Source organism: Inquilinus limosus DSM 16000, assembly GCF_000423185.1.
GTDB lineage: Bacteria > Pseudomonadota > Alphaproteobacteria > DSM-16000 > Inquilinaceae > Inquilinus > Inquilinus limosus.
Genome location: NZ_AUHM01000025.1, coordinates 1 through 18,514 on the forward strand (window position 1 = coordinate 1; position 18,514 = coordinate 18,514).

General features: G+C 70.2%; 15 protein-coding genes. 8 read left to right on the forward strand and 7 right to left on the reverse strand.

Features of this window, described 5'->3' with window-relative positions; translation table 11 throughout:
* Together G537_RS0121140 and G537_RS42250 are read left to right on the forward strand one after the other, a co-directional pair.
* On the forward strand, nucleotides 1-3,906 hold a 3,906-nt coding region (locus G537_RS0121140), incomplete at its 5' end, for a translocation/assembly module TamB domain-containing protein (RefSeq protein WP_026871811.1).
* A 246-nt stretch (nucleotides 3,907-4,152) separates the two neighbouring features.
* Nucleotides 4,153-4,743 carry a toxin-antitoxin system YwqK family antitoxin gene (locus tag G537_RS42250; protein WP_051248786.1) on the forward strand — a complete coding sequence of 197 codons (591 nt, stop codon included), beginning with the start codon at nucleotides 4,153-4,155 and terminating at the stop codon, nucleotides 4,741-4,743.
* On the opposite strand, the gene G537_RS0121150 is transcribed toward G537_RS42250, so the two are convergent.
* Entirely contained in the window at nucleotides 4,740-5,714 is a 975-nt protein-coding gene (locus G537_RS0121150) for a LysR substrate-binding domain-containing protein (protein WP_081688954.1), read from the reverse strand. The two genes, G537_RS42250 and G537_RS0121150, sit on opposite strands and share 4 nt — an antisense overlap.
* A 139-nt stretch (nucleotides 5,715-5,853) precedes the next feature.
* Here G537_RS0121150 and G537_RS0121155 point away from each other — a divergent pair, with 139 nt between their 5' ends.
* Together G537_RS0121155 and ahpD are read left to right on the forward strand one after the other, a co-directional pair.
* Entirely contained in the window at nucleotides 5,854-6,399 is a 546-nt protein-coding gene (locus tag G537_RS0121155; RefSeq protein WP_162146134.1) for a peroxiredoxin, read from the forward strand.
* A gap of 85 nt (nucleotides 6,400-6,484) precedes the next feature.
* On the forward strand, nucleotides 6,485-7,018 hold the full coding sequence (ahpD, locus tag G537_RS0121160; protein WP_026871814.1) for an alkylhydroperoxidase, AhpD family: 534 nt from the start codon (nucleotides 6,485-6,487) through the stop codon (nucleotides 7,016-7,018).
* Nucleotides 7,019-7,066: 48 nt separating this feature from the next.
* Here the strand turns inward: ahpD and G537_RS0121165 are convergent, their stop codons facing one another.
* The 3 genes from G537_RS0121165 to G537_RS0121175 are packed head-to-tail and all read right to left on the reverse strand — an operon-like array spanning nucleotide 7,067 to nucleotide 10,111.
* Nucleotides 7,067-7,882 (reverse strand): ABC transporter ATP-binding protein, encoded by an 816-nt coding sequence (locus G537_RS0121165; protein WP_034852521.1) that lies wholly within the window; start codon nucleotides 7,880-7,882, stop codon nucleotides 7,067-7,069.
* Nucleotides 7,879-8,961 (reverse strand): FecCD family ABC transporter permease, encoded by a 1,083-nt coding sequence (locus G537_RS0121170; RefSeq protein ID WP_026871816.1) that lies wholly within the window; start codon nucleotides 8,959-8,961, stop codon nucleotides 7,879-7,881. Before G537_RS0121170 ends, G537_RS0121165 begins: the two co-directional genes overlap by 4 nt.
* Before the next feature lie 10 nt (nucleotides 8,962-8,971).
* On the reverse strand, nucleotides 8,972-10,111 hold the full coding sequence (locus G537_RS0121175; protein WP_051248788.1) for an ABC transporter substrate-binding protein: 1,140 nt from the start codon (nucleotides 10,109-10,111) through the stop codon (nucleotides 8,972-8,974).
* Between the two features lie 136 nt (nucleotides 10,112-10,247).
* Here G537_RS0121175 and G537_RS39115 point away from each other — a divergent pair, with 136 nt between their 5' ends.
* Both G537_RS39115 and G537_RS0121185 read left to right on the forward strand, forming a co-directional pair.
* Nucleotides 10,248-11,330 (forward strand): FUSC family protein, encoded by a 1,083-nt coding sequence (locus G537_RS39115; RefSeq protein WP_162146135.1) that lies wholly within the window; start codon nucleotides 10,248-10,250, stop codon nucleotides 11,328-11,330.
* Nucleotides 11,331-11,387: 57 nt separating this feature from the next.
* Nucleotides 11,388-12,281, forward strand: coding sequence for a dihydrodipicolinate synthase family protein (locus G537_RS0121185; RefSeq protein ID WP_026871819.1), 894 nt, complete (start codon nucleotides 11,388-11,390; stop codon nucleotides 12,279-12,281).
* A 146-nt stretch (nucleotides 12,282-12,427) separates the two neighbouring features.
* On the opposite strand, the gene G537_RS39120 is transcribed toward G537_RS0121185, so the two are convergent.
* Together G537_RS39120 and trhA are read right to left on the reverse strand one after the other, a co-directional pair.
* A complete protein-coding gene (locus tag G537_RS39120) occupies nucleotides 12,428-13,495 on the reverse strand; it encodes a DUF2333 family protein (RefSeq protein ID WP_051248790.1) in 1,068 nt (355 codons plus the stop codon).
* Between the two features lie 210 nt (nucleotides 13,496-13,705).
* A complete protein-coding gene (gene trhA, locus G537_RS0121195) occupies nucleotides 13,706-14,362 on the reverse strand; it encodes a PAQR family membrane homeostasis protein TrhA (protein WP_026871820.1) in 657 nt (218 codons plus the stop codon).
* Between the two features lie 463 nt (nucleotides 14,363-14,825).
* On the opposite strand from trhA, the gene G537_RS0121200 reads away from it, so the two are divergent.
* Nucleotides 14,826-16,757, forward strand: a complete 1,932-nt coding sequence (locus G537_RS0121200) for an LVIVD repeat-containing protein (RefSeq protein WP_155888708.1) — start codon at nucleotides 14,826-14,828, stop codon at nucleotides 16,755-16,757.
* A gap of 161 nt (nucleotides 16,758-16,918) precedes the next feature.
* On the opposite strand, the gene G537_RS0121205 is transcribed toward G537_RS0121200, so the two are convergent.
* Complete coding sequence (locus G537_RS0121205; RefSeq protein ID WP_026871822.1) at nucleotides 16,919-17,128, reverse strand: DUF1127 domain-containing protein; 210 nt, start codon at nucleotides 17,126-17,128, stop codon at nucleotides 16,919-16,921.
* A 146-nt stretch (nucleotides 17,129-17,274) separates the two neighbouring features.
* Here G537_RS0121205 and G537_RS39125 point away from each other — a divergent pair, with 146 nt between their 5' ends.
* Nucleotides 17,275-18,228 carry a transcriptional regulator GcvA gene (locus G537_RS39125; RefSeq protein ID WP_051248792.1) on the forward strand — a complete coding sequence of 318 codons (954 nt, stop codon included), beginning with the start codon at nucleotides 17,275-17,277 and terminating at the stop codon, nucleotides 18,226-18,228.
* Nucleotides 18,229-18,514 lie beyond the last annotated feature (286 nt).

Here is an 18,514-nt window from a genome sequence, read left to right on the forward strand (position 1 = left end):
GACCGCATCGCGATCGGCCCGGCCGTCGCCGGGATGGCGGCGACGCTGAGCGTGTCCGGCGACGCCCAGCTGGGCGACCCGTCGCAGGGCCTGGCGGCCAACATCGCCGTCCGCCGGCTGGACGGCACGGCCGGCGACATCACCGCCCGGCTGGCCTTCATCCCGTCGACCGAGCAGCTCGACGTCGCCGTGTCGGTGCAGGAGCCGCCGGGCGGCGTCATCGCCACCATGGCCCAGTTCCCGGGGCAGCCGCCGGTCGACCTGCGGCTCGACGGCACCGGCACGCTGTCGGACTGGCGCGCCACCCTGGCCGGCAAGGTCGGCGACCTCGGCGGGGTCGACGGCAGCGTCCGGATCGAACCCCGGGAGGGCGGGCGGCGCCTGACCGTCGATCTCGGCGCCGACGCCGCCCGGCTGGCGCCGGCCGGGATCGCCGCCCTGCTGCAGGGCCGGACGACGCTGAAGGCCGAGGCGGAGATCGCCGATGCCGGCCCGATCACGATCCGGCAGCTCGAGGCCGCGGCCGCCGCCGGCAGCGTGTCGGTGACCGGCAGCCTGAACCCGACCGGCAACCAGGTGGATCTCGCCTACAAGCTGCAGGCCGGCGCCGCCTCGGGCTTCGCCACCCTGCTGCCGCCCGGCGCCGGCTGGGACTCGCTGGCGGTCGACGGGACCGCCAAGGGCGCGCTGGATGCGCCGGTCGTCGTGGCCGCGATCCGCGGCGCCGGGCTGCGCCAGGCGCCCTACGGCGCCGGCACTCTGGCGGTCGACCTGACGGCCACGCCGCAGGGCCCGCTGTCCGACCCCGAGGCCCCGATCGGGCTGCGCGTCACCGCCTCCGCCGACGGACTCGCGCTGGGCGACCCGCAACTCGAGGCGGCGGCCGGGCATACGCTGCAGCTCAGCCTCGACGGCAGCGCCACCCAGTCGGGCAAGGCGGTGATCGACCGGCTGGAGACCCGGCTGGACAACGCCGTGCTGACCGCCAGCGGCCGGGGCGACGCGATGGCGCCCTCCGGCGACGGCACGCTGCGCCTGACCGCCGCCGATCTCGGCCGCTTCTCCGGACTGGTCGGCCAGCAGATCGCCGGCAATCTCGACCTGACGGTCAGGCCGATGCTGGCCGCGGACGGCACCGCCACCCTGGAATGGGACGGCGCCATCGGCGAGGCGAATGTCGAGGCGACGCCCACTGCCGCGGTGCTGGGGCGGCGCACCACCCTGACCGGCCGGGTGGACCGCGACGCCGGCGGCAAGATCACCGTCTCCGGCATCAGCGTGAAGGGCGAGAAGGCTTCGCTCGATGCCGCCGGGACTCTGGACGGCGACGCGATCCAGGGCACGGTCAAGGCGGCGCTCGGCTCGCTCGCCGCGGTCGCCCCCGGCGTCGAGGGCGCGGTGTCGGTCGACGCCACATTGTCCGGCAGCATCGGCGCGCTCGGCGTCCGCGGCCAGGTCGTCGCCGACGGGGTGAAGAGCGCCGGCCACACGGTCGAGCACCTGACCGTCGATATCGACGCCGCCGGCCTGCCCGCCGCCCCGGCCGGCACGGTGAAGCTGGCCGGGACGGTCGACAAGAAGCCGGCCACCGGCAACATCGTGCTGGCCCAGAAGCCGGATGGCGGCATCGATGTCAGCACGCTGGTGCTGGACGTCGCCGGCATCAAGGCCGACGGCAACGCCGCGGTGTCGGCGGACGGCAAACCGGTCGGCGGCACCGTCCGCCTCGCCGTCGCCGATCTCGGCGTCGTCGGCGCCTTCATCGGCCAGGCACTGCGCGGCCAGCTCGACGCCACGCTCTCGCTCGACCCGGCGGCCGGCGCCAAGATCGACCTGACCGCCCGGCGCGTCGCCTATGCCGACACCGCCCAGCTCGGCGAGATCCGGCTGACCGGCACGGTGCTCGACCCGATGGCGGACGGCCGGCGCATCCAGGACGGCCGGCTGCTGGTCACCAACGCCACCGCCAGCGGCACCCCGATCAGCCGGGCCGAGCTGACCGTCGCCGGCACCATGCAGCAGCTGGCGCTGAAGCTGCAGGCCGCGACCGGCTACGGCACCGCCGACATGGCGGCCGATATCGGGCTGAACGGGGCGGAGACCGTGGTCGGGCTGAAGAGCCTGGCGATCCGCCAGTCCGGGCAATCCGTCACCCTGAGCAAGCCCGCCACCATCCGCGCCGGCGCCGCGGGCGTCGATCTCGGCACCATCGACCTCGCCGTCAGCGGCGGCGGCAGCGTCACCCTGTCCGGCCGCGCCGGCGACGCGCTGGACCTGCGCGCCCGCATCGCCCGTCTGCCGCTCGGCCTGGCCTCGATCGCCAGCCCGGGGCTGGAGCTGCAGGGACGGCTGGACGGCGACGCCACCATCACCGGCAGCGCCGCCGACCCGGGCGGTAAGTTCTCGCTGAAGGTCTCCGGCGCCAAGATGGGCGGGCTGAACACCGCCGGCCTGCCGGCGGTCGACGCCACCGCCGACGGCACGCTCGGCGGCCGACGCGTCACCGTCACCAGCCGGGTCACCGCCGGGCGCGCCCGGCTCGACCTGCAGGGGACGGTGCCGCTGGGCGGCGGCCGGCTCTCGGCCTCGGCCAGGGGCCAGGTCGAGCTGGCGATGTTCAACGATTTCCTCGCCGCCGGCGCCGACCGCATCGGCGGGCCGCTGTCGCTCGACGTCAGGATCGAGGGCACGCCCGAGAGGCCGCAGGCCTCCGGCACGGTCACGCTGCGCAACGGCAGCTACCAGAACTCGGAATACGGCGTCCGGCTGCAGAACATCGACGCCACGGTCACCGGCGCCGGCGACAGCTTTCGCCTGACCAGCCTGTCGGCGAAGACGCCGGGCGGCGGCACCATCAGCGGCAGCGGCAGCGTCACCCTGGGCGCGAATGGCAGCCTGCCGATCGACGTCCGGATTCAGACCAGCAATGCGCTGCTGGTCTCCAGCGACCTCGCCACCGTCCATGCCGACAGCGACCTGACGATGTCGGGCGACCTGTCGGCCGACTCGCTGCTGAAAGGCTCGATCAAGCTGCGCCAGGCGGTGATCCAGATCCCGGACAGCTTCCCGGTCTCGGTCACGCCGATCCCGGTGCGCCAGATCAACGCGCCGCCGGAGATCGCGGCCCGGCTGAAGGATCAGCAGCCCCCGCCCGCCCGCCGGGCATCGGCCCGGCAGGAGCCGCAGAAGCCGCCGTCACAGATCAGCCTCGACATCACTGTCGACGCGCCGAACCAGCTCTATATCCGCGGCCAGGGCATCGATGCCGAGATGCAGGGCCAGATCCGCATCGTCGGCACCACCTCGACGCCCGACATCCAGGGCGACTTCGAGATGCGGCGCGGCTCGATCGCGAAATTCGGCCAGCGGCTGGATTTCGAGCGCGGCCGCATCACCTTCGACGGCGGGGACCTGGATCCGCGGCTCGACTTCCTGGCCTCGTCCCGGGCCGGCGACGTCGTCGCCCATATCCAGGTCGGCGGCTACGCCTCGAAGCCGGAGCTGACGCTGAGCTCGACACCCGAGTTGCCGCAGGACGAGGTGCTGTCGCGCCTTCTCTTCGGCCAGGCGACCAGCGAGCTCAGCCCGACCCAGGCGATCCAGCTGGCCCAGGCCGCGGCGGAGCTGGCGGGCGTCGGCGGCGGCTCGGGCGGCCTGCTCGGCGGCCTTCAGAAGTCGCTCGGCCTCGACCAGCTCGACTTCAACACCGACGCCTCCGGCGGATCGGCCATCGGCCTCGGGCGCTACCTCACCAAGGGCGTCCGGGTCGGGGTGGAGCAGGGCATCGACGCTGGCAGCACCCGGGCCACGGTCACCATCGACGTGACCGACCACATCAAGGGCAAGGCCGAGGTCGGCGGCGACAGCGGCGGCGCCGTCGGGGTGACGATGGAGTGGGATTACTGAGGCAGGGGCCCGCGACTCATTGCCACAACCTGGAGATGCATTTCATGCAGATCCGACCGCCGCCACCTCGCATCCAGAGCCTGAAAAGGCCCGAGTTGCTGCGGCAACGGCAATCTGAAGCCGCGAATCAAAAGTTGTATAAAATTTGATTGAATTTCTCTGTTATATTCATTCGACTTGTCTATAATCTCGTTTCTTGGCACGGATTCTTTTTAATCCCACCGAGTCCCAGCGGAAGGACGAGCAATGGCGCTTGAGAAAGCCCCGGCGCCGCAGGCCGGAGGCACGCTGTTCGACGAAACCCCTTGCGAGACGATCTACGCCTTGGATTCCAAGCAGATCATGGAACAGCGCTGGTACAAGCGCTTCGGCGGCGACGAGGCCGGTTATCGCCTGCACCGCGACGCGGCGCCGGCACGCGTCGAGTATCATGAGAACGGCGCGGTGCGCCGCGAGGACTGGTATCGGGCCGGGCGCTACCACCAGACCGAGAGGCCGGCGGTGACCGTCTACCACCCCGACGGCACGCCGAAATTCGAATGGTGGTTCGTGGCCGACGAAGCCCATCGCGAGGACGGTCCCGCCTATGTCCATTACGGCCGGGACGGCAGCCGGCTGGAGCGCTGGTACCGGTACAACCAGCGCCACCGCACCGATGGGCCGGCGGTGATCGAGCGCGATCGGGACGGCGTCGTCCGCAAAGCCGAATGGTGGCTGGGCGGCAAGGAGGTCACCGCCGCCGCGGAGGCCTTCCTGGCCGAGACCGGGGCACGGTGGCCGTTCGATCCGAAGACCGAGACCCGCTTCCTGGAGCAGGTGCTGCCCCGCGCCGCTTAGCCGGCCGCCTTCCGCTCCGGCCCGGCGCCGCCCTCCCCCGGCAGCTCGTCCTGCGGGATCGCCACCGCCCCTTCCGGCAGGTGCCGGCGCAGGAACTCGGCCAGCATCTCGATCTCGCTTCGCCGGGCCGCGCCCCGGCGCCAGACGAGGCCGATCCGGCGCGACGGCGCCGGCGAGTCGAAGGGCCGGAGCGCGATGTCGCTGTCGGCTGTGGTCGGCGCGGTGCAGGCCAGGGCCGGCAGCAGCGTGATGCCGATCCGCCCGGCCACCATCTCCCGCAGGGTCGACAAGCTGGTGGCGCCGAAGGCGTCCTCCTCCGTCCGCGCCGCGCTGCGGCACACCTCCAGCGCCTGGTCGCGCAGGCAGTGCCCGTCCTCGAGCAGCAGCAGATGCTCGCCCGCCAAGTCGCCCGGCGTCACCCGGTTGGCCCGGGCCAGCCGATGGCCGCTCGGAACGGCCAGAAGGAAGGGCTCGTCGAAGACCGGCAGCGCCTCCAGCTTCGGATCCTCGATCGGCAGGGCCAGCAGCGCCGCTTCCAGCTCGCCGCGGCGCAGCCGCTCCACCAGCCGGTCGGTCAGGTCCTCGCGCAGATACAGGCGCAGATCGGGAAAGTTGCGGCGCAGCATGCGCATCAGCCGCGGCAGCAGATAGGGGCCGAGCGTCGGAATCACACCGAGCCGGAAGTCGCCGGCCAGGGGCGCCGCCTGGTCGCGGGCGGCGAGCAGCAGGTCCTGGGTCTCCGCGAGGATTCGCCGCGCCCGCGCGACCACCGCCTCGCCCAGCGGGGTCAGGATGATCCGCCGCTTCGATCGCTCGAACAGCGGCCCGCCCAGCATCTCCTCCAGCGCCTGCACCTGGGCGCTGAGCGAAGGCTGGCTGACATGACAGGCGGCGGCGGCCCGGCCGAAATGCCGCGTGTCGGCGACGGCGACGACGTAGCGGAGCTGCCGCAGGGTGATCGGTTGGTTCATAGGTTCAACCTATCATAATCCTCGGAACAATCGATTGGATTATGGGAATCCGCTTTGCTATCTGCTTGCTGCAGCGCGAAATCATTTCCGCTGCACTGCAAACACGAAGCCTACGACAGAACCCACGGAGCCTCTCCAGATGCCCATGCTGACCATCGGCGACACCTTCCCGGATTTCTCGCTCCAGGCCGTCGTCTCGACCGACCCGAAGAACGCCTTCACCCAGATCGACCGCGCCGCCAGCAAGGGCAAGTGGAAGGTCGTGTTCTTCTGGCCGAAGGACTTCACCTTCGTCTGCCCGACCGAGATCGCGGCGTTCGGCAAGCTGGCCGGCGACTTCGCCGACCGCGACGCGCTGGTCTACGGCGTCTCGACCGACAGCGAGTTCGTGCACCTGGCCTGGCGCCAGAATCACGCCGACCTGAAGGAGCTGCCGATCCCGATGCTGGCCGACATCCGCAAGGATCTCAGCCGCGCCCTCGGCATCCTCGAGAAGACCGAGGAAGTCTGCCTGCGCGCCACCTTCATCGTCGACCCGGACAACATCATCCGCTTCGTCTCGGTCAACGACATGTCGGTCGGCCGCAACCCGCAGGAGGTCCTGCGCGTCCTCGACGCGCTGCAGACCGACGAGCTCTGCCCCTGCAACTGGCAGAAGGGCGAGGAGACCCTGAAGGCCGCCTGATCCCCGGCCCTTCCTTCCGCGCGGCCGGTCCTGCCCCGGACCGGCCGTCGCCTTGTTCAAGACCAGACATTCCGCCGGAGCCCCCATGTCGATCGACACGCTGAAGGCCGCCCTTCCCGACTACGCCAAGGATCTGAAGCTCAACCTGTCCTCGGTCCTGACCCCGCCCGGCGTGACCGCCCAGCAGATCTGGGGTTCGGCCCTGGCCAGCGCCTATGCCTCGCGCAACGCCACCGTGATCAAGGCGATCGCCGCCGAGGCGGCGCAACACCTGTCGCCCGAGGCGCAGGGCGCCGCCAAGACCGCGGCGGCGATCATGGGCATGAACAACATCTACTACCGCTTCACCCACCTCGTGTCCGAGAAGGACTACGCGACCATGCCGGCGCGGCTGCGCATGAACGCGATCGCCAACCCGGGCATCGACCAGGTGGATTTCGAGCTGTACTCGCTGGCAGTGTCGGCGATCAACGGCTGCGGCATGTGCATGGACAGCCATGAGCAGGTTGTGGCCAAGAAGGGCGTCGGCAAGGACGTGGTCCAGGCCGTGATCCGCATCGCCGCGGTGATCCACGCCGTGGCTGCCACGCTGGACGCCGAGGAGAAGCTGGCCGCCTGACGGCCCTATGCTCCAAGATGCAAGGCCCGCCCCATGGCGGGCCTTTTGCTATTCCGCCGCCAGCCGGTCGAGCGATATGCGGCGCCGGCGGGTGGAGCGGTCGGCGAGCACCATCGGCATGCCGTCCGAGCAGGTCTCGATCCGCGCCTCGACGCCGTAGACCCGGCGCAGCATCTCGGCGGTGACCACGGCGCGCGGCTCGCCGCAGGCGGCGACGCGGCCCTCCTGCAGCACCAGCACCCGGTCGGTGAAGCGCACCGCCTGGTTCAGGTCGTGCAGCGCGATCAGCACGCACAGGCCCCGGCTGCGCGCCAGGTCGCGGACCAGGCTCAGCACCTCGACCTGGCGCTGCAGGTCGAGCGCGCTGGTCGGCTCGTCCATCAGCAGGATCCGCGGGTCGCGCACCAGCGCCTGGGCGATCGAGACCAGCTGCTTCTGCCCGCCGCTGAGCTCGCCCAGGTTGCGCATGGCGAGGTCGTCGATCTCGAGCAGCGCCAGGGTGCGGGTGACGGCATCGAGATCGCTGTCGTCCACCCGCCAGCCGGCGCTGCTCTTGCGCGCCAGCAGCACGGATTCGAGCACGGTGAGCACGGCGTTCACCGCCGTCTCCTGCGGCAGGTGGCAGGGCCGGCTGGGGTCCCCCTGAGCCCAGCTGCCGGCCGGGCGGCCGTCGATCAGCACCTCGCCCGGGCCGCCGATCAGCCCGGCGATGCGGCGGAACAGGCTGGATTTGCCGACCGCGTTCGGGCCGATCACGGCGGTTACCTCGCCGCCCGCCATCACCGGGGTGGTGATGCCGTGCAGCACCGCCCGGCGGCCATAGGCGACCGAGACGTCGCGGAGCTCCAAGGTCACGGGGGTCATTGCCATGCGCGGCGCCGGCTGGTCAGGATCAGGCTGAAGAAGAAGGGCACGCCGACCAGGGCGGTGATCACGCCGATCGGGAAGATCACGCCCGGCACGATCGATTTCGACACGATCGAGGTGGCGGACAGCATCAGCGCCCCGGCCAGGGCCGAGGCCGGCAGGAAGAAGCGCTGGTCCTCGCCGATCAGCATGCGGGCGATGTGCGGCCCGACGAGGCCGACGAAGCCGATGGTGCCGACGAAGGCGACCGGCACCGCGGCCAGCAGGCTGACCGCCAGGATCGTCTCCAGCCGCAGGCGCCGGACATCGATGCCGAAGCTGCGGGCCTTGTCCTCGCCCAGGCGCAGCGCCGTCAGCTGCCAGGCCCGGCGCGCCATCAGCGGCAGCAGCACCACGAGAACCGCAGCGGTGACCGCGAGCTTGCCCCAGCTGGCCTTGCCCAGGCTGCCCATGGTCCAGAACACCACCGCGGCGAGGGCCTGCTCCGACGCCACATATTGCAGCAGCGACAGCAGGGCGTTGAAGGTGAAGACGATGGCGATGCCCAGCAGCACCACCGTCTCCATCGTCACGCCGCGGCGCTGGCTCAGCGCATGCAGCCCCAGCGACGCCACCAGCGCCATCAGGAAGGCGTTGACCGGCACCATGACGTCGGTCAGGGCGGGGATCAGCGCCACGCCGAGCACGATGGCCAGCGCCGCGCCGAAGCTGGCGGCGGCCGAGATGCCGAGGGTGAAGGGGTCGGCCAGCGGGTTGTTCAGCACCGTCTGCATCTGGGCGCCGGCCACCGCCAGGGCGGCGCCGACCACGACGGCCATCAGCGCCACCGGCAGGCGGATGTCCCAGATCACCACCCGCAGCGTCGCGGGGACGTCAGACGGCGAGACCAGGGCGGACACCACCTCCCCGACGCCGTAGCGCGCCGGGCCGATGCCGATGTCGAGCACCAGGCTGACCAGCAGCGCCGCGGCCAGGGCGGCGAGCAGCAGCAGCTTGCGCCGCGCCAGGCTGCGATAGGCGGCGCGGCCGGACCGCAGATGGGTGTCGATCGGGATCGGGACGGCGTGATCGGCCATATCGTGACTCTCAGCCTGCCGGGCTCAGCGAGACCCAGTAGCCCGGCTGGTACGGGATCGGCAGGAAGCGCTCGTGCAGGGTGCGGAACGTCGCCTCGGGGTCGAGGTCGGCGAAGAGATCCGGATGCAGCCATTTGGCGATCTGCTGCACCCCGACGAACTGGTAGGGGCTGTCGTAGAACTGGTGCCAGATGGCGTGGACGCGGCCCCCGGCCACCGCCTTGACGCCGGTATAGGCCGGGCGCCGCACCAGCGCCGCCAGCCGGTCCTTCGCCTTCGCCTGGTCGGCGCCGGGGCCGAGGCCGACCCAGCCGCCATCGGGCACGAACTGGGACCAGTTGGCGCCGGTGGCGATGACCACGTCGGGGTTGGCGACCGTCACCTGCTCCGGGTTCAGCACGCCGAAGGTGCCGGGGATCAGGTTGGCGGCGATGTTGATGCCGCCCGCCATCCGCACCATGCGGCCGAAATTGTTGTCGCCGAAGGAAGCGCAGCATTCCGCGCCCCAGCCGGTGCCGGCGGCGCGCTCGATCATCACCTTCGGCTTCGGCGCGTCGGACTTGGCCAGCCGGTCCTGCACCAGGTCCATCTGCTGCCGGAAGAAGGCGATGAATTCCTCGGCCCGGTCCTGCCGGCCCAGGATCTCGCCGAACAGCCGCACGCTGGGCTCGGTGTTGGTGAAGGGCTCGTCCCGGAAGTCGATGAAGACGGTGGCGATGCCGGCGCCCTCCAGCGTCTTGATCAGCCCGGATTCCTCGGCCGCGGGCTTCTGGCCCAGCAGCAGGAACAGCACGTCGGGCTTCAGCGCCAGCGCCTGCTCGGTGTTGAAGGTCCCCTCCTCCGGGTCGCCGATGTCCGGGATGGCGTCGATGCCGGGGAACTTCGCCTGGTAGAGCCTGTAGGTGTCGAGGTCGGAGCGCTCGAACTCGTCCTTCCAGCCGGCGATGCGGCCGATCGGGTTCTCGCGGTCGAGCGCGGCGACGATGTAGATCTGCCGCCCCTCGCCCAGCAGGATGCGCTCGACCTTCCTCGGCACCTCGACGGTGCGGCCGGCGAGATCGGTGACGGTGATCTTGTCCCCGGCCGCCACGGCCGCGCCGGCAATGAAGCTCAGAGCCGCCGCCGCAAGGAACGACAAGACCGATCGCATCGCGGACCCTCCTCGTGAACCGGCGTTGGGTACCATGCAGCAATTGCGATTGCGAGTGCTTTTCAGCTTCACCGAACCGTGGCTGCAGCCGATCGCCGCTCTCTGGCATGCTTCTCCGGACCGCGCCGGAGTCGCCATGATTCAGCTGCCCCGCCCCCGCCTCGACCCGATCCATCTGCGCCAGGCGGTGCGCGGCGCCGTCGCCGCCGTCGCTGCCTATGCCCTGGCCGAGGCCTTCGGGCTGCCGAAGGGCTACTGGTCGGTGCTGACGGCGGTGATCGTGATGCAGGCCACGCTCGGCGCCACGCTGAGCGCGACGATCGACCGGCTGCTCGGCACCATGCTCGGCGCCGCCTTCGGGGTGGTCGGGGCGGTGGCGTCCGGCCCCTCGGCGCTACGGACCGGGGCGGTGCTGCTGCTGGTCATGCTGGCCACCGTCTACATCGCCGCCCGCCGGCCCAGCCTGCGGCTCGGCTCGGTCACGGCGGCGATCGTCATGCTGTCCGACCCGAGCCATGCCGACCCGCTGGGCGCCGCCTTCCAGCGGGTGGCGGAGATCGGCCTCGGCGCCGTGGTCGGCGTGCTGGCCGCCCTTCTGATCCTGCCGGCCCGGGCCGGCGACCATCTGCGCGACACCGGCGCCGAGCTCCTCGGCCAGTGCGCCGCGCTCCTGACCCTGATCGCCGGGCGGCTGGCCGGTTCGGGGGAAGACCCGACCGCGCTCAACCAGCGCATCCGCAAGCTGCTGCGCAAGGGCGACGGCCAGATCGACGAGGCGCGGCGGGAACGGCCCGGAGCGATCCCGGATCACCTCGACCCCGCGCCGATCATCCGCACCATCCGCCGCCTCTGGCACAGCGAGATCATCCTGGTCCGGGCCGCCCAGACACCGCTCTCGGCGCCGCTCCAGGCGGCGCTGGCGGCGACGCTGGATCAGGCGGTGACGGCGGCGAAGAAGCGGATGACCGCCCTGGCCGCGGCGCTGGAGGCCAGGGCCGCGCCGGGCGACGGCAGCGCCCTCGACCAGGCCGTCGCGGCGCTGCAGAGCAGCGTCGACGCCCTGCGGGGAACCGGCGGCGACGGGCTGGACGGCCGCGAATTCGGCCAGGCCTTCGCCATCGCCTTCACCTTCGCCCAGATCCGCGACAACCTCGCCGACCTGGCCGAGCGGCTGCGCGAGCAGGCGGGCGACGCGGCGGCGCCGCCGGGGCCGGCCTGACATCGGTTGCGCGCCCGGCCGTCGTGTTCCAGAACGGCAAGAACCAGGGAGACCGCCATGACCGCATCCGGCATCCACGCCATCCTCTACGCCTTCTTCGACGCGGAGGAGCGGCTCGACCGCGCCGCCATGCGGCGGCAGACCGAGGCCTGCCTGGACGCCGGGGTTGCGGGCATCGCGGCGCTCGGCCTGGCTACCGAGGTGGCGAAGCTGAGCTTCGACGAGCGCCGGGCGGTGATGGAATGGGTGGCCGAGGATGTCGGCGGCCGGGTGCCGGTCGGCTTCACCATCTTCGGCCCGTCGGTGGCGGAGCAGGTCGCCATGGTCCGGGCGGCGGAGGCGGCCGGGGCCGGCTGGCTGATCCTGCAGCCGCCCGCGGCCGGCAGCTACGGCGCCGGCGAGTACCTGGACTTCTTCAGCCGGGTGATGGAGGCGACGGCGCTGCCGGTGGCGATCCAGAACGCGCCGCAATATCTCGGCCGGGGCCTGGCCGCCGACGACATCGCCCGGCTGATGCGGCGCCACGCCAACATGACGCTGATCAAGGCGGAGGGGTCGGCGGTCGAGATCGAGCGGCTGATCGCCGCCACCGAGGGAAAGCTGCGGGTGTTCAACGGCCGTGGCGGGCTGGAGATGATCGACAGCCTGCGGGCCGGCTGCAGCGGCTTCCTCCTGGCGCCGGACGCGGTCGACCATGCGGTGGCGCTGCAGCGGCTGCACGAGGCCGGGGATGAAACAGGCGCTGCAGCGGCCTATGCCCGGGTGGCGCCGTCGATCGTCTTCGTCATGCAGTCGATCGAGACGCTGATCTGCTACGGCAAGCGCCTCTTCGCCGCCCGGCTGGGCCTGACGGTGCACGACCGGGCGCCGGCCCTGCGCCCGACCGATTTCGGCCTCGACTTGGTGGCGCGGCACGCCGCCGCGCTGGGGCCGTTCGGACGCCAGGATTGATAGGCCGGAAATCATGGATCGTCATGGCGAGCCCCCGCAGGGGCGTGGCCATCCAGGGGCCAGTGCAAGCGGCCCTGGACGGCCACGTCGCTTCGCTCCTTGCCATGACGGGAAGGGATCCAGGAGTCGATCTTAAGATCCGGTCCTCAGTTCCGCAGCACGTTCGACAGCTCGCGCATCTGGGTGCGGGCGCGCAGCAGGAAGAAGCCCTGCACCGCCAGGTGGTTCGGCTGAAACATGGCGTCGGCGCGGCCGTTCATCACCACCAGCGGCCGCAGCTCCGCCGCCTCGCGCAGGTTGTCGACCATCTCGTCCCAGATCCTGGTCGCGCCGGACTGGGAGATCACCCCCTGGAAGTCCTGGCCCAGCGCCCGCAGCACCAGGAAGTAGGCGTAGAGCCGGCCCTTGGTGGCATAGAAGATGTCGTCGGCCCGGGTGTCGATCAGCCAGCCGCGGCTGGCCTCGATATGGTCGGCGATCACCGAGGATTGCGAGCCGAGATCGGCGGCGAAGCGGTCGATCGTCTGCAGCAGGTTGTCAGCCCGCCGCTCGAAGGGCGCGGTGCCGGCGGCGACCCGTTCGTTGTAGCGGCGCAGCGCCTGGGCGGCGGCACGGTACTGCGATTCCGACGACGCGGTCGGGGCCCAGGAGGTGCTGAGGTCGAACAGCCAGATCGTGCCGGGATAGCGCAGGAGGCCGGTGGCGCGGTCAAGATCCGGGTCCATCTGGGACGAGCCGCGCGAGCGGCCGATCTGGTCGCCCATCTCGGCGGTGAAGCGCGACAGGGCGTAGATGATGCCCTGCTGGTAGTTCGGCATGTTGTCGAGCAGCCAGCCCGGCAGGAAGAACGGGTCGTTGGCGGTCCAGCGATGGGTGCCGCCGGTCTCGCGCTCGATCAGGGCCGTGGCGACGTCCACCGCCCGGCTGCCGTTGGCCACCGGCGCGGCCGCGGCGAAGTCCGGATCGTCGTCGATCGCATGCACGACGAAGGCGCCGATCGCCATGTAGAGCACGAACAGCACCACCAGCCCGCCGATGCCCCAGGCGAGCGCCCGGGACCAGCGCCGGCCGCCGGATGGCGGCGGTGCGGCCGGCGGGACGCCCTCGCCGGCGGCCCTGCGCCGGAACAGGCCGCCCAGCCGCGCGCCCCAGCCGCGCCGGGTTGGCGCCGGATCGAGGTCCTCCTGGAAGATGTCGTCCGGCCGTTCGCTCACCTGCCCCTCGCCCGCTGGTGGTCCCGGCGACAGAATGGCGATGGCGGCAGATTCGTGCCAGCCCCGTCGCGCCGGCGCCGGCACGATCGGCCGCACGCCGACGACGTCGCGGCGGTCCGGGCCGGAGTCGCTGGATGGCAACGCCCCTGCGGGGCTTGCCTTGACGAGCCCTTGCGTAACCGCTGCAAAGATCCTGCGAGGGGCAGCGGGTCAGCCGCGCGGGACGACGGTGACCATGATGCCGGTGAAGTGCAGGGCGCTGCCGGCCAGCACGAACAGGTGCCAGACCATGTGGTTGAACGGCAGCCGCTCCCAGACATAGAAGGCGACGCCGGCGGTGTAGGCAAGGCCGCCGGCCACGATCCAGCCGACCGCGGCGCCGCCGAGCGACGACCAGACCGGGCCGATGGCGACCAGGATCAGCCAGCCCATGCCGAGATAGAGCGGCAGCGCGACATGCCGGCCGTAACGGCGCCAGGTCAGGCGCAGCGCCACGCCGGTGACGGCCAAGGCCCAGATCACCGCGAAGAGGGCCCAGCCCCAGGTGCCGCGCAGGCCGAGCAGCAGGAACGGCGTATAGGTGCCGGCGATCAGCAGGTAGATCGAGGCATGGTCGAGCAGGTTGCAGACATGCTTGAACCGGGCCGTGCGCGCCGCATGCAGCAGGGTCGACGACACATAGGTCAGGACCAGCGTCGCGCCGTAGATCGCCAGGCTGACGATCTCGAGCGCACCGCCATTGAGGCTGGCGAAAACCAGGAGCACCACCAGCCCGGCCAGGGCGAGGACGGCGCCGACGCCGTGGGTGACCGCGTTGGCGATCTCCTCGGCCAGCGTCTCGGTGTGATCGACGATCCCTTCGGTCATGGGATCAGCTTAGCATCCGATCCGACCGGCGCCATGCGGCGTGATCATCCATGAGACGCATCGATCGTCATGGCGAGCCCTCGCCCCTCGGCAGGCTGCCGAACAAGCCAAAACAGAACCATGATTGACGATAAAAGAATCTAATTTTGAGCAATATTGAATAGATCTCCATCCACCACCTTCTGTTCCGTCAAATCCGCTTGTCAGATTTCGTTTCATTTGTAATGGTGAAATCCATATCCGAATCTGCGGATCGGCATTTCGCCGCCAGATCCATAGATTTCGACGTTTTCGAGATTGAATAGTCCGAGGGAGGCGAGCCGCCCTGGATGGCCACGCCCGTTCGGGGCTCGCCATGACGGTTCAATGACCTCAATACCGAGTATTGGCGCCTGCCAAAACGAACCCAATCAACAAGGAGCCGATCGTGGGGGACTCTGAAGCGACAAGTTTATCGGAGCGTGTGTGGCAGAAGACACTTCGTTATTCAAAACATATAGCGCTCACGCTGGCCCTCGCGATTTCCGGCGCGACCCTGGCCCATTCGCAGGATCTGGCGATGCGGGCCAATCAAACGGCCTATGGCGGCCAGATCGGCGTCCCCCTCAAGCGAGGCGACTTCGTCTATCTTCCGGCCGGATCCACCATATCGGCATGGGACTACCGGACTCCGGAGGCGCCCCGGCTGGCCGGCGACACGCGCCGGCAGCCGCTCGCCGGCGTCATCACCGCGATCGCATCCCGCGGCCGGTATCTCTACGCAAGCTGGCGACGGCAAGACGGCAGCTCCGGCCTGGCCATCTATTCCCTCCTCGATCCGGGGAGACCAAGGCTGATCGACGGCGGCATCCTTCGGAAAAGCGCATCGCCCGAGGCCATCACCGCGATCTCGATCGATGGGGATTTTCTCTACGCGTTCGACAGCGAAAGAGGCCTGGTCGTCCACTCCCTGGCCGATCCGCTCTACCCCAAAGCCGTCCGGGTGGTCGAGAGCGGCCCCGCCGATGTGGTCGGCATGGCCGGCAGCCGCATCTTCACGGCCGGCCGGACCTGGCTGGGCGACACGCTGCTGCAGGTTTTCGACAACAGTCGAAAGAGCTTTCCCAAGAGGATCACCAACGAGAACCTGGACGGGTTCGACAATTTCCGCCTGCAGTTCTCCTGGCCGCTCGCGGTGGGGTTTGGGTTGAGCGTCAATCTGTATTACCTGCCGCCGTGGGGAGGTCCGCCGCTGCTGTGGGGGAGCGCGGCGCCGGGGGAAGCTCTCTTCAACGGCTTCATCGCCGGCGACAAGGCCTACGGCTTCGGCGCATCCGGCGTCAGCGTCTGGAGCCTGCGCCTGCCGGTCCGCCGGATCGGCCGCGCCGACTTCGACAATGCCTTCGCCGCGGAAACGACCACCGTGCAGGGCCAATGGGGATGGGTGGCCACCAGCACCGATCAGCTGGCTCTCTTCGACACGGGCAGGACGGCATCCCCCCGCCTGGCCAGCGTCGTCGACACCATCGGCGGCGCCGATGTCAGGGACGCGGCCCTGATCGACCGCAACCTGGTCCTGCTCCAGAACGTCTATGGGCTGAGCTCGGCCAACGACGATGATCTCATGCCGACGGGGAAGTTCTACGCCGACCTGCCGAAAGCCAAGCAGGCCCGCGCCTTCGAGGACATGTCGGTCGATGGCAGGCGGGCCTATCTGGCGGCCTGGGGCTACGGGCTGATCGTCGTCGATATCAGCAATCCGTCGTCGCCGCGCGAACTGGGGCGGCTGCCCGCCGAGTTCTCCTCCGCGATCGCGGGGAAAGGCCGGCATGTCTATCTCGGCACAGCCACGAACGGGGGCTCGGTAACCTCCGTCGACGTGTCGAACCCTGCCCGTCCGGTCGTGCGGGGTTCGATTCCGGTGGACACCCGTGTCGAGCGGCTGCAGCTGGCCGGAAGGCTGCTCTTCGCGGCCACCGCGCCGGACGCCGCCGGCGGTCCTGCGGGGGGACTGCGCATCTTCGATGTCGGCAACCCCTCGCAGATCAGCGAGATCGGACGCTACACCGACGATTGCGCGTTCTCGAGCGACCTGGCCCCCAGCGACGACGCCAGGACCATCCATCTGCGATGCTCAACCGGCCTCCATATCCTGGATGTGAACCAGCCGAGCCGGCCGGTCCGCGTCGGGTTCTACGCGGCCGGCCAGGGTGGTCCGGCGATCGCGCTCGGCTCCGGGACGGTGTTCGTCGCGGAGGACGGTGATGTCGAGGAGATCGATGTCCGCAATCCGCGCCAGCCGACCCTGCTGAACCGATATCACCTTCCGGCCGAGGCCCGCCGGCTGCGGATGATGCCGGGCCGCCGCCTGTTCGTGTTCACAGGGACGGGAGGCCTGCACATTCTCAAGCTCTGACGAGACCTCTTCACAATGCGCATCCCTCGCCGTCATTGCGAGGAGGCGAAGCCGACGAAGCAATCCAGGGGCCGGTGCGTGCTGCCTCTGGATTGCTTCGCTGCGCTCGCAATAACGATGTTCGGAATTCCGAAGAGCTCCCTCCAGCGGGCCGCTCGAGGTCAGGCGCGCCAGAACGGCTTGCGGACCTCCGCCTCGACGTCGCCGTGGCTCAGGCCGACATCGGCCAGGATGTGGTCGTCGAGGGTGGACAGGTGGCGGCGCTGCCGCTCGCGGTCCTGCCAATCCAGCAGCCGGTCGAGCAGGCGCAGGACCAGGCCCCCGCCGGTGGCGTCGCGGGACGTGGTGAGCGAGAGTCCGGTGATGGACATGGCGGTTCTCCTTGCTTTCGGAGGCGGCCGGCCCGTCGGGAAGCGGCCTCCTTCGCCCTGATAGTTGCGCCTTCGTTCTCGCTTCGACAAACGAGGCTTTCTCGTGCTATGGCTTAGAAAAACTATTGCTTGACCGGCCCGGACCGATGGCGCGCCGCCTGCCACCGCTCAATGCCCTCCGCGCCTTCGAGGCCGCCGCCCGCCATCTCAGCTTCGTCGACGCGGCCGACGAGCTTGCGGTCACGCCCGCCGCGGTCAGCCACCAGGTCAAGGCGCTGGAGGCCCATCTCGGACTCCCCCTGTTCCAGCGCCTGGCGCGCGGGCTGGTGCTGACCGAGCAGGGCCAGGCCCTGGCGCCGCAGCTCACCCGCGGCTTTGACCGCCTGGCCGAGGCGGTGGCGCGGGTCCGGGCCGATGGCGGCCAGACCGTGCTGTCGGTCACCGTGCTGCCCTCCTTCGCCGTGCGCTGGCTGCTGCCGCGGCTGGGCGAGTTCCGGCGGCTCAACCCGGGCATCGAGATCGAGGTCCAGGCCCAGCACCAGGCCGTGGATTTCCGGCGCGAGCGGGTCGACATCGCCCTGCGCTACGGCCGTGGCGGCTGGCCCGGCCTCTATGTCGAGCGCTTCCTCGACGACGAGGTGTTCCCGGTGTGCAGCCCGAAGCTGCTGCGCGACGGGCCGAACCCGCTGCGCCGGCCGGAGGATCTGCGCCACCACACCCTGATCCACGACGTGCTGACCGGGGACGACGAGCCCTGGGTCACCTGGCAGCAATGGCTGCTGCATTTCGGGCTCGACGATGTCGACCCCCGGCGCGGGCCGCGCTACAGCGACAGCCACATGATGCTGGAGGCGGCCGCTTCCGGCGAGGGCGTGGCCCTCGGCCGCAGCTCGATCATGGCCGACGACCTGACCAGCGGCCGGCTGGTCCGGCCGTTCCCGGACAGCCAGGTGGCCGACTACGCCTATCACTTCCTGTGCCGGACCGATGCGATCGACCGCCCGGCCGTGCGCGCCTTCCGCGACTGGCTGGTGGCCGTGGCGGCCGACGACCCGACCGCGCCCGCAACAGCGGCTCCTGCCTCGGCCCTGGACGGTTGAGTCTCGGCGGGCCACGAGAAACCGTCATTGCGAGGAGGCGAAGTCGACCAAGCAATCCAGGGGCCACGCCAAACGGCCCTGGATTGCTTCGCTGCGCTCGCAATGACGGCAAATGTCGATGAGATCCTGCAAGCAGGGTCGCCCCGGGCATGGGCCTTTTGTCCGATATTAATACTGATTTTCGACGCATATTTTGCTTTGACCGTTTGGTCAGGATTTCGTTACGGTTCGACTCCAGGAGAGGCGGCGCCGATGCCGGAGAATCCGGTCGCGGCGCCATGCGAGG

Coding starts and splice junctions, on each gene's coding strand:
- G537_RS42250 (WP_051248786.1), top strand. CDS start 4,153: ATGGCGCTTGAGAAAGCCCCGGCGCCGCAGGCCGGAGGCACGCTGTTC.
- G537_RS0121150 (WP_081688954.1), bottom strand. CDS start 5,714: ATGAACCAACCGATCACCCTGCGGCAGCTCCGCTACGTCGTCGCCGTC.
- G537_RS0121155 (WP_162146134.1), top strand. CDS start 5,854: ATGCCCATGCTGACCATCGGCGACACCTTCCCGGATTTCTCGCTCCAG.
- ahpD (WP_026871814.1), top strand. CDS start 6,485: ATGTCGATCGACACGCTGAAGGCCGCCCTTCCCGACTACGCCAAGGAT.
- G537_RS0121165 (WP_034852521.1), bottom strand. CDS start 7,882: ATGACCCCCGTGACCTTGGAGCTCCGCGACGTCTCGGTCGCCTATGGC.
- G537_RS0121170 (WP_026871816.1), bottom strand. CDS start 8,961: ATGGCCGATCACGCCGTCCCGATCCCGATCGACACCCATCTGCGGTCC.
- G537_RS0121175 (WP_051248788.1), bottom strand. CDS start 10,111: ATGCGATCGGTCTTGTCGTTCCTTGCGGCGGCGGCTCTGAGCTTCATT.
- G537_RS39115 (WP_162146135.1), top strand. CDS start 10,248: ATGATTCAGCTGCCCCGCCCCCGCCTCGACCCGATCCATCTGCGCCAG.
- G537_RS0121185 (WP_026871819.1), top strand. CDS start 11,388: ATGACCGCATCCGGCATCCACGCCATCCTCTACGCCTTCTTCGACGCG.
- trhA (WP_026871820.1), bottom strand. CDS start 14,362: ATGACCGAAGGGATCGTCGATCACACCGAGACGCTGGCCGAGGAGATC.
- G537_RS0121205 (WP_026871822.1), bottom strand. CDS start 17,128: ATGTCCATCACCGGACTCTCGCTCACCACGTCCCGCGACGCCACCGGC.
- G537_RS39125 (WP_051248792.1), top strand. CDS start 17,275: ATGGCGCGCCGCCTGCCACCGCTCAATGCCCTCCGCGCCTTCGAGGCC.